Annotated in this window: 9 protein-coding genes; 6 read left to right on the forward strand and 3 right to left on the reverse strand. The window is 56.7% G+C overall.

The annotated features are described in order from the left end of the window. Positions 1–63 precede the first annotated feature (63 nt). Positions 64–288 carry a hypothetical protein gene (locus MCUHO_RS12695; RefSeq protein ID WP_161485857.1) on the reverse strand — a complete coding sequence of 75 codons (225 nt, stop codon included), beginning with the start codon at positions 286–288 and terminating at the stop codon, positions 64–66. Between the two features lie 571 nt (positions 289–859). Here MCUHO_RS12695 and MCUHO_RS00420 point away from each other — a divergent pair. Together MCUHO_RS00420 and MCUHO_RS00425 are read left to right on the forward strand one after the other, a co-directional pair. Beyond that, positions 860–1,309: a phosphate-starvation-inducible PsiE family protein gene (locus MCUHO_RS00420; protein ID WP_067072204.1), complete on the forward strand. Its 450-nt coding sequence runs from the start codon at positions 860–862 to the stop codon at positions 1,307–1,309. Positions 1,310–1,362: 53 nt separating this feature from the next. Then, the gene (locus MCUHO_RS00425) at positions 1,363–2,262 is read left to right on the forward strand and encodes an HdeD family acid-resistance protein (RefSeq protein WP_067072207.1); all 900 of its coding nucleotides are present in this window, start codon (positions 1,363–1,365) and stop codon (positions 2,260–2,262) included. Between the two features lie 70 nt (positions 2,263–2,332). On the opposite strand, the gene MCUHO_RS00430 is transcribed toward MCUHO_RS00425, so the two are convergent. Continuing rightward, a complete protein-coding gene (locus MCUHO_RS00430) occupies positions 2,333–5,428 on the reverse strand; it encodes a PAS domain S-box protein (RefSeq protein WP_067072209.1) in 3,096 nt (1,031 codons plus the stop codon). A gap of 325 nt (positions 5,429–5,753) precedes the next feature. Here MCUHO_RS00430 and MCUHO_RS00435 point away from each other — a divergent pair, with 325 nt between their 5' ends. Continuing rightward, the gene (locus tag MCUHO_RS00435; protein ID WP_067072211.1) at positions 5,754–9,593 is read left to right on the forward strand and encodes a PAS domain S-box protein; all 3,840 of its coding nucleotides are present in this window, start codon (positions 5,754–5,756) and stop codon (positions 9,591–9,593) included. A gap of 492 nt (positions 9,594–10,085) precedes the next feature. After that, positions 10,086–11,570, forward strand: a complete 1,485-nt coding sequence (locus tag MCUHO_RS00440; RefSeq protein WP_067072213.1) for a B12-binding domain-containing radical SAM protein — start codon at positions 10,086–10,088, stop codon at positions 11,568–11,570. Positions 11,571–11,772: 202 nt separating this feature from the next. Here the strand turns inward: MCUHO_RS00440 and MCUHO_RS12885 are convergent, their stop codons facing one another. Next, positions 11,773–11,973, reverse strand: coding sequence for a hypothetical protein (locus MCUHO_RS12885; RefSeq protein WP_201786407.1), 201 nt, complete (start codon positions 11,971–11,973; stop codon positions 11,773–11,775). Between the two features lie 229 nt (positions 11,974–12,202). On the opposite strand from MCUHO_RS12885, the gene MCUHO_RS00450 reads away from it, so the two are divergent. Continuing rightward, positions 12,203–12,457: a hypothetical protein gene (locus MCUHO_RS00450; RefSeq protein ID WP_067072217.1), complete on the forward strand. Its 255-nt coding sequence runs from the start codon at positions 12,203–12,205 to the stop codon at positions 12,455–12,457. 51 nt (positions 12,458–12,508) lie between these two features. Further along, entirely contained in the window at positions 12,509–13,591 is a 1,083-nt protein-coding gene (locus MCUHO_RS12175) for an endonuclease NucS domain-containing protein (protein ID WP_084385835.1), read from the forward strand. Positions 13,592–13,661 lie beyond the last annotated feature (70 nt).

Genomic DNA, 13,661 nt, shown 5'->3' on the forward strand with positions numbered 1-13,661 from the left:
CCGGTAATTTTGTAATGATAGCCTGAAGGACTGCGATGAGAATGTTGATGGACGTTACTCCGTCTAACAGAGAACACCGTACCAACAGGCAAGAACACTTAGGTCCACCTTATAATAGACTTTTCCATTTGTCTTTTTTGCAATATCACCAATTTTTGGAATAAATTGCGGAATTGCGCCGTTTTTGAGGTGTATTTGCATTTCGTGAACGCCGGTGGCGGCACCTGTGAAAACAACGGCGTGGGCGGAGGAGGTGGCCGACAGCGTCTCAACATTCCATGACTGCATTCTCTTCTCTCGAAACAGGCGCCGTACACTTATGGCCCGGAACGTAGAGCCACACTCATAAAAGTGAGTTGGTGAGTGCGACACCGGGCTGATGCCGCAATTTGATGAACGCTGTCGTCTTCATACCGGAAGATTCGAAACGATTGCCTGGAGGACTGCGATGAGAATGTTGAGGAACAATACCCAGTCAAACAGACGAACACCTCCTGCCCGGGGGCAAAGAGGACTTCTGGATGATTATATATAATAATTTCGTTTTCATTCGGTATTTCAAGGCACTTTTTTATTGAAATGGTTGATTTTCCATTACTCTTCGATGAATTTCGATACGTTAACTCGCCGGATTATTTCTGCATCTGCCAGGAGCAGCGATCGACTGAAACCGGAGTATAACCCTTCTTCCATCGCGATCCCGGCGCCCGACCCCTCCGGGCGCAGAACCCGTCCTGGCATTCAGGAAAGATCCGGCCGGTCCGAACCGGATATACACAATTGAGGCTGATTTTGTGGAACTGGGTGAAACAGCGCGATCTCCGACATTTATTTATACGGAACAGCATGACTTTTATTCATGCGCCGTTTCGTGGAACGGTTTGAGCATTTCACCTATATCGTGCTCATTCTATTCCTGGTTGTGCTGCTGTTCTTCACCCTCGTCGAGCTGGGGTGGATGGTCTTCATAGGGCTGTTCCAGGAGTCCGTTTACCGGCTGGACAGCGGCGAGTTGTTCGGTCTTCTCGGGTACTTCCTGCTGGTTCTCATCGGCCTGGAACTCCTGGAGACGATAAAAGCGTACCTGGACAGGAGAGAGTTCCACGTCGAGGTCATCCTCCTCGTCGCGATCATCGCCATCGCAAGGAAAGTCATCCTCCTCGATACGTCGACGGCAGGCGAACTCATCGGCATCGCGCTGGTCGTCATCGCGCTCTCCGGCGGTTACTACCTCATACGCCGGGCGGGACGGCCGCATTCAGCCGTCTCGGACGACCACGCCTCATCCCGTGACCTGGAGGAGGCGTGATCCGGCCATTCTGTATGCTTCGGCATTGTCGTATGGGATGAGGGGGGAACCTGTTGAGCACGCTTGAGTCGTATCTCGATGCACTGCACCAGGGGGTCTTCCAGGTCGTCGTCCCGAAGGCCCTGGTGACCGAGCCGCTCGAGCCGGCCTGGAAACGGTCGGCCATCAACGTGCCGAGCCCCGAGACCATCGCGAGTTACCGGAGAGGGCAGTACCATGCGCACGAGACGGCGTCGGAGTACCATGTCCACATGGACCGGTACGACCCTGAGAAAAACCCCATCATGCACCTGATCGACGATGCCCCCCTGGTGCTCATGATTCACGAAACCATGGAGACCATTCTCGTAACCGGCAGGGATGCAACACGAAAAGACCCCATGCAGCGCCTTCTCGATCAACGGATAAGTTGGGGGCTCCGGATGGGCTTTGGAGCGCTTCTGTGGGCGATAGCCGCCATTCTTCTCTTCCTGGCATTCTACGACGTTACATCCATCTTTGCTCTGATCCTGCCCTCCCTTCTTCTCGTTATCGGCCTTCTCACGATCGGTAAAGGCATCCGACAGAGGAAGAGGAAGGAGTATGCAAGCAAGGACGTACTATGGGGGAGTCTCGTGGCGTTTGCAGGGATCGCTCTCTTTGTCTTCTGGGAGCTGTATCTCGTCCTCATCCTGCTGGTTCTCATGGTCTGGTTCTTCTCCAGCGCCGCCGTCACGCTGCTGCGGGTAGTTCGGGAGCGAGGGAATTTACCGAACGGCTTCTGGTACACGCTTGGCCTGGGCGTCAGTTCGCTGGTTCTCGGGGTTCTCGCCGTGATCCTGCCCGAGGGGCTGGTCGATCTCCTCGTCTTCCTGCTCGCCGGGATCGTGCTCATGGCCGGTGCGTTTCTGGTCCTGGATGCTTACGGTATGAGGAATGCCTCCCGGCTGATGGAAGAAGGCGACTTTGCCTGACAGCCCCCTTCCGGCAGGGGGCTGCCTCTCTTTGTCGTGAGTCCCGGCCACAGACCCAATTGCCCGCCTCTCACCTGTAATGCTTCTTCAAAAATTCCTTCACTTTCCTTGAGACCAGCCATCCCTGGTCGAGCTGATCGATGATCGCGTTGATGGCCCAGGCCTGATCCACGATCTTTCCGTCGATCTCCTCCCCCCTCATCTCCGCAAGGCCGATGATGACGGTGAGGGGGTTGCGGATGGAGTCGTTGAGGACGGCAAGTTGCTCGAGATTCTCCTCGATCTGAATGAACGCTCTCTTTTTGAGGTTCTCCAGCTGCTGCCGCTCCGAGGTGTCGCGGGCGCTTGCGAGCACCAACTGCCGGCCATCGATCGTCACCGGGAATGCCGCTACCTCCACGGTGACCCGGGTGCCGTCCCTGCGGAGATAGTTGAACTCGGTCGGGCCGGCAGCGGTTCCGGCCGCAAGCTGGCCGAGCATCGCCTCCATCTTGAAGAGTTCCTCCTGCAACACGAGTCCGGCATCGGCGATGCTCTTGCCGATGAGTTCCTCCTTCGGGATGCCCGACAGTTTCTCGGCCGCCCGGTTTGCGTCGATCAGAACCCCGTCCACACTCGCAAGGAAGAAGGCGTCCGGGGCGTAATCGAAGATCACCTTCAGCCGTTCCTCCGAGTTCCTCAGCGCTTCGTCCGCCCGTTTTCGGTCGGTTACATCCATCAGGCTGCCGATGATCGCCGGCCGCCCCTCGAACTGGAGACGGGTTGCGAAGTTTTCGAGGAGTATGATCCGCCCGTCTTTGTGCACGCCGCAGAACTCGTGATGCTCCGACTCGGTATCGCCGGAGAGAAGAGCCTGGTATCGCCTCATCAGATCTTCCCGGTGTTCCGGGGCGATCAGGGGGATCTGTGCGGCGTGGCCGCGAAGTTCGTCGCGGGAATACCCGAAGATCTCGGCAAACCGCGTATTGAAGTACCGCATGTACCTGTCCTGCATCAGGTAGACGCCCACCGGTGAGTGTTCCACCGGGTTCCGGTAGACCTCCTCGTTCATCGTCCGGAGGATCGCCGAGCCGATGATGCTTGCCGCTGCCTGGAGCGCTTCGATCTCCGCCGGCGACCAGATCCGCTCGCTGCGTCTCTCGCCAAACCCGATGATGCCCCACCACTGGCTGTGGACGAAGATCGGAACAACCGCAACGGACTGGTTCTGGAGGGATTCGAGGTACGTTTGTTCGGGATCCGGGAACTCCCGCACCAGCCCGACGATGGGCCTCCCGGCAGCGAGTTCCTCATGCCAGCGGGGCATCCTCTCGTAGGGAATGTTCTGCAGTTCCCGATCATCGACCCCGGTGGCGACCCCCTCGGTGCGCCACCCCCACCGCTGGCTGCAGACGGGGTTGCCGGTTGCGGGGTCCGTGCCGTTCTCGAAGACATACACACCGCTGACATCGGCTGCTCTCCCGAACCGTTCGAGAACCTCGTGCATCTGCACCTTCCAGTCCGGCTCCTTGAGGAACCTGTCCGCCGCAACGTTCACTGCATTCATGATGGCGTCGTGCCGGCGGAGGGCCTCGGATGCCTTCTTTCGTTCCGTGATATCCTCAAAGAGGTACAGTCTCCCCAGGTAACGGTCGTCCGCGTCGCGGATCTGGGTGGAGAAACGCCGGATACACCGCCCGTCGATGAACTCGATCTCACCCTCGATGACCGGCCGGTCGGTTTCATCCTGGAGCGGTGGGGGGAGCACGGCAAATGTCTCCGGGTTTCTGACGAGCGAGGCACAGAGGGGGATGATATCGCTGTTCCGGATCTTTCCCGCCCGCATCTCCTCCTCCAGGTGTGAGATCCCCCACATCTCGCAGAACCTGCTGGTGAAATAGTGGATCTCGTCTGTCCGGTTGTCGACGACCAAATAGGCGAGCGGGGAGGCCTGGGCCATCCGGGAGAGCAGCGCCTCGTTCCAGCGGAGCCTCTCCTCCACCCGCCGCTCCTCGGTCACATCGCGGCCGCACCCCACGGTTCCAAGCATCTGTCCGTTCTCGTCCCGGAACGGGGCCTTGCTGACATCGAGGAAGAGAAAGTCTCCCTTTACATTCCCATACTCATTGAACCGCTCCGGTTCCTCGCTCTCCATGACGACTGCATCGGAGTCGCGGCAGATCTCGCCGAAGGTGTGCCAGGCAGGGTTATCGGGATGAGCCTGCCGTTCACGCCCGGCAAAGAATATATCCGTCTTGCCCAGCGGCTCGTCGGTGTCGGCAGCGTTCAGGAGTTTCTCGCAGATGGCCTTGTTCGCGAAGAGGTACCGTCTCTCCATGTCTTTTGCCCATATGAGATCGGGGACGTTGTCGCACATCATCCGGACGAGGCGGTAGAGGTCGCGGAACTGCTGGTTGGTTCGGGCGAGTTCGCCTTCGACGCTCTTTCGCTCCGTGATGTCGCGGAGCGTGACGAGGTTTGCTTCCCGGCCTTTGAACGTGATGCTCGAACCGAGCCCCTCGATCCACCTGTCGTTCCCGTGGAGATCCCGCATCAGGTAGTGGGCGAGGTAGCCGTCGTGCCCGGAGCGCACGTTCGTGAGGTCGCGGACGACGGCCTCCGCGTAGTCCGGGTGGACGAACTGCAGCGGGGTTCGGCCGAGGAGCTCGGCCGGCGAGGAGAGGCCGACGAGGGTTGCGGCCGCGGTATTGGCAAACCGGGCGGTGCCGTCCCAGTCGAGGATGAGGACGGCATCCATGAGGGAGTTGAAGATCTGCAGGTACTCCTCCTGTTCGCGGGGGCGAAAAGAGACGATGCAGGTGATATCCGTGTCCGGAAAGGAGGATGCGGCGATCGTCACCGGGAGAAGCGTGCCGTCGCGGCAGAGCAGGTCGGCGGGATACTCTGCGACCGCCTTTTGCACGTCGATCGACCGGACGAATCGCTCCCGCTCCACCTCGTCCGGCCATATCCTGGAGAGAGTGAAGGAGACGAGTTCTTCCGGCGAGTAGCCGAGCATGCCGGAGAAAGCATCGGTGGCCCGGGAGATGCAGAATGTTCGTGGATTGAAGGTGAAAACGCCGGTATTTGCGTCTTCTTCTCCACGCTCAGGAAGTCCGGACGCCCGGTTTTCCTCGATCATCGCTTTCAAGGAGATCTTTACCTCCTTCCTTATACTTGTGTCCATTTCCTTTTGATCGAGGGGTCGTGAGGGCGCGGCTGTTGGTGTGGCCGGGGAGGATCGTCGGGGGATGCAAAATAATTGCCTGCAATCTGGCGGCACGGAAAAATTTCCCGTGGATAAGAGGGCATATTCAAAATATTTATACTATTTTTTTCAGAAACTCCGAATATCTTTCACGGTATCCTAATGTAACATATATATAGTGGAATGTGATAATACACTGCATCGATCTCTCCGGCGGAGTTCAGGGGATGAATACAGCAGTGTTTTTCTCCTGGGGACATGCTGCCCTGCATGCCAAGCCAGAGGAGCACGAGGAGTGTGCTGTATGATATCAGTCCTCTACGTTGACGACGAGCCTGGCCTCCTTGAGCTTGCCCGGCTCTTCCTGGAGAGAGAGGGGGAGTTTCGGGTCGCAATCTCGACATCGGCACTGGAAGTCCTATCAGACCCTGCAATCCGATCCTACGATGCCATCATCGCCGATTACCAGATGCCGGAGATGGACGGGATCGCACTGTTGAAGGCTGTCCGGCAAGAGTTCGGCGATGTACCCTTTATCCTGTTCACCGGCCGGGGCCGCGAGGAGGTCGTGATCGAAGCCATCAACAACGGTGCCGACTTCTACGTCCAGAAAGGTGGGGATCCGAAAGCCCAGTTCGCCGAGCTCGCGCACAAGGTCCGGCAGGCGGTGAGACGGAAGCGGGCGGAGATAACTCTTGCGGAGCAGGAGGAGCACTACCTGGATCTCCAGAACGCCAGCGACCTGATCCAGAGCGTCGCCCCTGACGGGCACTTCCGTTTCGTCAATACGAAATGGCTGGATACGCTCGGGTATACGGCGGAGGAACTCCCGAGCCTTACAATCTTCGAGATCATCCATGAGGATAGCGCAGATCACTGTGCCGAGACGTTCCGGCGGGTGATGGACGGTGAGAACGTAGGGCTCATCGAAGCGGTCTTCAGAGCCCGGGACGGCAGGAAAGTCTACGTCGAGGGTGTGGCGAGCTGCAGGATGGTGGACGGAAGATGCCAGTATACCCGGGGGATCTTCAAGGACGTCACCGATCGGAGACTGATGGAGGCAGCGCTTGCCGAGAGCCGTGACTATCTCCACCAGATCTACGCATCGATTCAGGGCGGGATCGTCATCGTCGACGCCGCGACACACGAGATCGTGGAGATCAATCCTGCTGCTGCGGAGATGATCGGGGCGAGCAGGGATCAGATCATCGGCAAGACCTGCCACCGCCACATCTGCCCGGCAGAACGGGGCAGGTGCCCGATCACGGATCTGCACCAGGAACTGGACAACTCCGAGCGCACGCTGCTCGCCGCCGATGGGAGGGAGATCGATATCATAAAGCATGTCGTCCCGTTCAATCTCAACGGACGGGAATGCCTGCTTGAGACGTTTCTCGACAACACGGAGCGGAAGAAGGCCACAGATGAACTGCATGCTGCCTACGCGAAGGTTACCGTTGCCGAAGAAGAACTTCGCGAGAATTACGAACAGCTCATCAAGAAGGAGCAGGCGCTTCGTGAGAGCACCGAGATGTTCCAGGCGGTCGTGGAACAGTCGAGCGAGGGGATCGTCATCGTCGATCTTACCGGAAAGCTCCTGTATGCCAATCCACGGGCGGCCGATATCGTCGATAGCGCAGGCGGCCTGAACACGGAAAGCGGGCTCAACGTGCTGGATTTTGTCGCCCCGGAGTTTAGAGAGGGCGCGACCAGCGATTTCCACAGGGCCGTGGAGGGGCATGACCCGATTTTGGTGAAATCCCGGATCATCACCCTTGCTGACCGGACGAAGTGGATTGAGTGCATCGGGAGAGCGATCTTCCTGCATGGTTCGCCGGCCATGCTCCTCTCCCTTCGGGATATCACCGAACGCGTGCAGGCGGAGAAGGAGTTGCGCGAGTCGGAGCATAAGTTTACCACGGTCTTTCGGAGCAATCCTGTCCCATTGACCCTTACATCGGCATCCGGCGGTGTCTTCACCGATGTCAACGATGCATTTCTCCGTAACTCCGGGTATACCCGGGAGGAAGTGATCGGTAAAACCGCAGGGGGAATGGATTTCTTTGTCGATGATGACGAAAACGCCCGGTTCGTCTCGAAGCTCCGGGTCGAGCATTCCGTGCTCGGCATGGAGTTGCGGTGCCGTAACAAGGGCGGGGAGATCCGGACCTGCCGGTTCTCTTCGAGTATCGTGCCGATCGGCGGCGTGCCTCACATCCTCACGACGATCGAGGATATTACGGAAAACAAAAAAGCGCAGGAGGCGATCCGGGAGAGCGGGGAGCGTTACCGGCTCATTCTGGAGAATGCCAACGAAGGCGTGCTGATCAATGAGCTCACCCCGAGAGGGCCGGGAAGGTTCATCGACGTCAACGAATCGGCCTGCCGGATCCTTGGTATGACACGGGACGAGGTTCTAGGCGCAAGTCTCGTCGATCTCGACACTCCCGAGATGCAGGTAAGGGCTCCCGGGATTGTTCAGGACATTATACGGGACAGGCACGCAGTCCTCCAGACCCCCTACCGGACGAGAGACAACCAGGAGAAGATCCTCGACATCAGCACCAGCCTGCTCGATCTCGAAGGACAGCAGACCACGATCTCGGTCGTCCGCGACATCACGGGACAGCGGGCTGCGGAGTCGGCGCTCCATACCCTGGTCGCCGGCATGGTGGGTGCAACCGGGATGGAGTCGCTCGACCGGATAACGGAGAGCCTCAGTGCCTGGCTTGAAGCCGACTGCGTCATGATCAGCGAGATCACGCCGGATGGTGAGCATGTCCGGCTGCTCTCCATGCTCCTCGACGGCAAGAAGGTTCCGGACTACTCCTATACCCTGAAGGGTACGCCCTGTGAGAATACCGCAAAGAAGGGGTTCTGCCTGTACCCCGACAACGCCGCCCGGCTCTTCCCCAACAGCCGTGACCTTCGCGACCTCAACATCCAGGGCTACGTCGGAGCAACGTTGCGCAATGACGAGGGGCGGGTCGTTGGGATCCTCTGTATCCTGAGCAGGGCCCCGCTCAACCTGCCGCCGTCCGCCCGGGAGATCATCGAGATCGTCGCTGCGAAAGCGGCGGCCGAGGTCGGGCGTATGAACGCTCTTGCGGCCCGGTCAGAGAGTGAAGAGAAGTTTCGGGCTCTCGTGGAGCATTCGCTCGACGGCATTCTCATCCTTGATCACGAAGGAAAGATCCTCTTTGCGAACCATGCCGCGGGCCGGCTTGTAGGTGCAGGCGACCCCGCCGGGCTGATCGGGAAGAGGAACGTGATGGAGTTCATCGCCCCCGCGTCGCAGGGGGATGCGGTCAGGGACTTTGCGAACGTGGCAGGAGGGATGGACGGGTACGTCGCCCGATACCGGATCGTCACGATGAAGCAGGAGAACCGGTGGATCGAGAGCCTCGGGAAGGCCATCGTCTTCAACGGCGCCCCGTCGATCCTGATCTCGCTCCGGGACGTCACCGAGCGGCAGCAGGCGGAAGAGGCGCTTCAGCAGGCAAACAAGAAACTCAACCTCCTCTCGGGCATCACCCGGCACGACATCAACAACCAGCTCCAGATCCTGAACGGGTATCTCGCGTTCCTGCAGGAGAAGGATCTCGATCCCTCATACGCGGAGTTGCTGTCCCGGGTTGCCACGGCAAGCAGCCGGATCTCATCCCTGATACAGTTCACGAGGGATTACGAGGAGGTCGGTATGCATCTCCCCGTCTGGCACGACCTCCGGATGCTCGTGACGGGTGCGGGCAGGAGCGCCAGCCTCGACGGGGTCGCGCTGGAGAATGAGATCCCCGAAGAGATGGGGGTGCTTGCCGATCCCCTCATAACCGAGGTCTTCTTCAACCTGATTGACAACTCCCTTCGCCACGGGGAGAAGACCACGACAGTCCGGTTTACGTCCGAGATTCGCAACGGAGACTGCGTCGTCGTCTGCGAGGATGCCGGCGGCGGTGTTGCGGCCGGTCTCAAGGAGAAGATATTTGAGCGGGGGTTTGGGAAGAACACCGGTTTCGGGCTCTTCCTCACGCGTGAGATCCTTGCTCTCACCGGCATCGCGATCCGGGAGACCGGGGATGCAGGCAGGGGGGCACGGTTCGAGATCACGGTGCCGAAGGGGCAGTACCGGGCTGGCCCGGTGTAAGAGCCGGGCAGTCAGAACAATCTCAGCCACCACGTTTGTGCAGGGGGCCGGCCGGGCGCACGGCGTGGCTCTACCTGCCGAACCCTTCATCTGTCGGGCCATCTCGCTGAGGACCCTGATCCTGGCATCACCCGGACCTGGCTCTTTGCCTCCGGAGGGTTGTGGTTGAAGCGATGTTCCGGGAGGGGTGGCGACGGCGGAACCGGTCTCTACACAGGAACTGCTGGCGATTTCTCAGGGCCGTCACCACCGCTTCATTGTTATTGATTCTGGTTGTGCCCGCTCCGGCCCCGTAGGCGGTATACTGCAGCGAGACTCGTTCTTTCTCCACGGCCGGAATACCTTCCCGGACTACAGTCCTCCGTCACCCTTCCCGGGAATCCGTTGAGGAATCCGCTTCTTTTAGACAGTTCAATTATTGTGAAACCTTGGTTCCCCGGCAACCCGGCGGGCGAAAGATTATATACTGAATTTTACTATTCTGGGTGAGCCATGCAGATCACGCTGATCAATACGGACGATGAGTCCTGGGCCATCGGCATGAGGAGTATCTCTTCAGTGCTCCGTGAAGGGGGATACAAGACTACGATGGTGTTCGCCGGTGCATCCGATGTGCCCATGACCGATCAGGTGATACGTGAGATCGCTGCGGTTGTCGGGGACTCCGAGATCATCGGGATCAGCTCGATGTCCCGGGGTTCAGCGAGAGCCAAGACACTGATCGAAGGGCTCCGCCCTCTTGGGAGACTGATCGTCTGGGGAGGGGTTCATCCCACACTCTTTCCGGGGGATTGCACGGGACATGCGGATCTCGTTTGCCGGGGTGAAGGCGAGGAGTTCATGCTCGACCTTGCAGAACGGGTGGCGTCGGGCAGAGGATTTGCGGATATTCCCAATGGGGGCTACCTCTCTGACGGCGAAACCGTCTTAAACGATCTCCGGCCCCTGATCGCCGATCTGGATGATCTGCCGTTTCTTGATTTCGCTTTCGAGAATGAGTATGTCCTGGACCAGACGGGGGCGCTGGTACCGAACACCAGGATGAAGCAAAAGGGGATCGTTCTCTTCAGCGGGAGCCGCGGATGCAACAACAGTTGCGCCTACTGTTCGAACTCCCGGCTCAAGGTAATTTACCGGGGCAAAGGCCGTTTTGTGAGAAAGATGTCCATTCCCCGGTTCGTAGAAGCCGCGAGAGTATATCAGCAACTTTTCCCACAGTTAACATACTTCTACTTCACCGACGAGGACTTTTTCGCTCGCTCTGAGGACGAGATGCGGGAGTTTGCCGGGACTTACCCGGATGCGGTGGGGCTTCCGTTCGAGTGCATGGCGTCCCCGCGACAGATCATCGAGGAGAAGATGGCCCTGGCGACGAAGGCCGGCATGCATCAGCTCGACGTCGGCCTGGAGAGCGGCAGTGAGAGGGTCCGGCGGGAGGTCTTCCATCGCCACATCACCGACGAGATGCAGTGCCGGGCAGCATCCGCCATTCACGCTCATGCGCCGGAATCTGTGATATATTTCCTGATTCTTGGAAATCCCTACGAGCAGCGCCAGGACCTGATTGATGGCGTGCGCCTTCTGGAGAAGTTGCCGTATCCGTTCTTCCTGCGGGCCTACAACCTAGTGCTGCTGCCCGGAACCAACCTCTACGAGAAGGCCGTTGAGGACGGTATCATCACGGGCATCGATGATAGCGCGGCCGAGCTGGACCTCCTCTCCGGATACGATCACAGGACTCACGACTGGAAGCGGCAGAACGTCTACCTGAACGGGCTGATATCGCTGATGGGTGGTAAATCCAGGCGGTGGCGAATGGGCTGGGTGCCGAGGAGGCTCGTCACGGTCTTGACCAGCCCGCGGGCGGTCGACTATTGTGACAGCCATCCCCTGCTCGGCGATATGGTTGTGAGCCTGGGGCTTCTCGGTATCAGGCTACCCGGGATCATCAATAGGCTTCTGGAAAAGGTGCGCTGATACGGCATCAGGTGTTGACAGGGGGTTTGCGACTGCCCGCACCCTCGCGGTGTCCTGGCTCCGGGCTAAAACATACTGGATGGCTATGTGGTCGAGGGGGCGGCACTGCCTGCCCGCTGCAGCCTCCTTGCTGCTCGGAGGGGATCGCTGCCCGGCCGGTGCCCGGGGTGTGGGAGAGTAATATCCGGAGAACCCCTCCCGGTCACTTATTTTCGTATTTTCCGTAGGCATTCGTCCAGGTATCGGCTATCTTGAGAAATGCAGGATACCCGTTTTGTCCGATGAACTCGATTGCCTGCTTATACTTTTTGTATTTGTACCCGTTTTTGGTATAGAATTCGTTCAGTGTCCGGCATCCCTGGAGCTCGGGACAATCCGCACAGGATGTGTAGCCTTTCTTCATGCAGCACACCTTTATCCTGCACCTGGCCTTGTCGATATCCCGCTCGCCGGTATCGTAGCCGAGTTTGCATCCTTTGCACGTTTGTCCCTTCAGTACCTTGCATGTCCCGCAATACGCCCCACAGCAGCCTATCTCTGTTAAAGACATACTATCAGATGCTCTGTTTTAGTGATGATGTATCTTCCGAAATACGATTGCTCTGAAGGTTTTTAGTCGCTCTCTTCCCATATTGCCTGACAGGCTGATTGAGTTCCTCAACTTGCTGCTTGCTGGAGTCGTGCTCGTGGCAAGCGTGTTTATGGTTCTGGATGCTCACGAGTTGAGGAATGCTGTCTGTCTGTGGCAGAGGGGGGATTTGCTGGATGATTTGTCTCTTCCAACCGGTGGAGGAACCGCCCTGTTCCACCTATTCGATTTAGCCGTCGGAAAGCCATATCAGAATCCTGCTTATCCGTTCCGTGAGATTAGGAATATTTATGTCTGACAAATTCGGAAAAGGATTAATTGTAATAAAATAACTTCTGTGTGTGGTAATATGCCAATAGAGGTTGGTCTCTGGAACATTTCATCCAATAAAGCACAAAGAATAGAGTATTCTTCAATTAATTCTGAAAGAAGGCTTGAAGACATCCTCACTGATGACATTTCAATTCTCGATGAGGATCTGTTGTTAATTGGAAGACAGGTGCCTACGATTTTTGGGAAGTACATCGATCTTTTAGCGATTAACAAAGACGGGAAACTCACTATCATTGAATTGAAGAGAGATAGGGCCCCCCGGGAAGTAATAGCACAAATTTTGGATTATGCTTCGTGGGTTAAAGACTTGTCATACGATGATGTAAAAAATTATTGCCAAGATTACCATGAAATGGATTTTGAATCCCTCTTCGCCGAAAAATTTGGAATTGCACCTCCCGAAATGATCAATCAAGAGCATAACATGCTGATTGTATGCTCGGAGCTCGATAACGAAACAGAAAGAATACTGAATTATCTATCTGATAACTATTACGTCCCAATTAACGCTGTGTTCTTCAGATTTTTTACCGACTTGGGATCAGACTATTTGACGCGCAGTTGGTTGATTGATCCCGTTAAAGTTGAGGAGAAGTCAAGTAACTCAAGGTTTCAAAATAAAGGAGAAGGTTGGAACGGCCGTGATTTTGTTGTAAATATTGATGAATACGACGGAATATCAACGTGGGAAGATTCGATAAAATATGGTTTTATTTCTGCGGGAAGAGGAAAGTGGTATCATCAAACTCTCAATAACCTATTCCCGGGAGCAAGAGTATTTGCGATGCTCCCAAAAAGAGGGTACCTTGGTGTAGGAGAAGTACTAGCAAATAGCGTCCCTATTACGGATTTTTTCGTTTTGGAAGGAGAAAAAGGTGTTCCAATTTTAGACGTCCCATTGAAGTGCGAAACAATAAAAGAATACTCGGATGATCCCAAAATGTGTGAGTACCTGGTTCGCGTTAGGTGGATAACTACAAGCCCAGAAGATCAGCCATATTGGGAAAAGGGATTGTCTGCTAATCAAAATAGTGCATTTAAATTAAGAAATAAGTTCACACTAGACAGATTAACAAAGCATTTTGGATTAGATGACTGATGTGGATTTAGTGCGGGGGTTGTACTAAAATCTTCAACTTCTTTTCATTGATCTACCCTCCTCATTGTGA

The sequence above is a fragment of the Methanoculleus horonobensis genome (assembly GCF_001602375.1).
GTDB lineage: Archaea > Halobacteriota > Methanomicrobia > Methanomicrobiales > Methanoculleaceae > Methanoculleus > Methanoculleus horonobensis.

Bases quoted from the DNA above. Each gene is read 5' to 3' on its own strand.
- MCUHO_RS00420 (WP_067072204.1), top strand. From the start codon at position 860: ATGCGCCGTTTCGTGGAACGGTTTGAGCATTTCACCTATATCGTGCTC.
- MCUHO_RS12175 (WP_084385835.1), top strand. From the start codon at position 12,509: ATGCCAATAGAGGTTGGTCTCTGGAACATTTCATCCAATAAAGCACAA.
- MCUHO_RS12885 (WP_201786407.1), bottom strand. From the start codon at position 11,973: ATGAAGAAAGGCTACACATCCTGTGCGGATTGTCCCGAGCTCCAGGGA.
- MCUHO_RS12695 (WP_161485857.1), bottom strand. From the start codon at position 288: ATGCAGTCATGGAATGTTGAGACGCTGTCGGCCACCTCCTCCGCCCAC.
- MCUHO_RS00435 (WP_067072211.1), top strand. From the start codon at position 5,754: ATGATATCAGTCCTCTACGTTGACGACGAGCCTGGCCTCCTTGAGCTT.
- MCUHO_RS00430 (WP_067072209.1), bottom strand. From the start codon at position 5,428: ATGGACACAAGTATAAGGAAGGAGGTAAAGATCTCCTTGAAAGCGATG.
- MCUHO_RS00440 (WP_067072213.1), top strand. From the start codon at position 10,086: ATGCAGATCACGCTGATCAATACGGACGATGAGTCCTGGGCCATCGGC.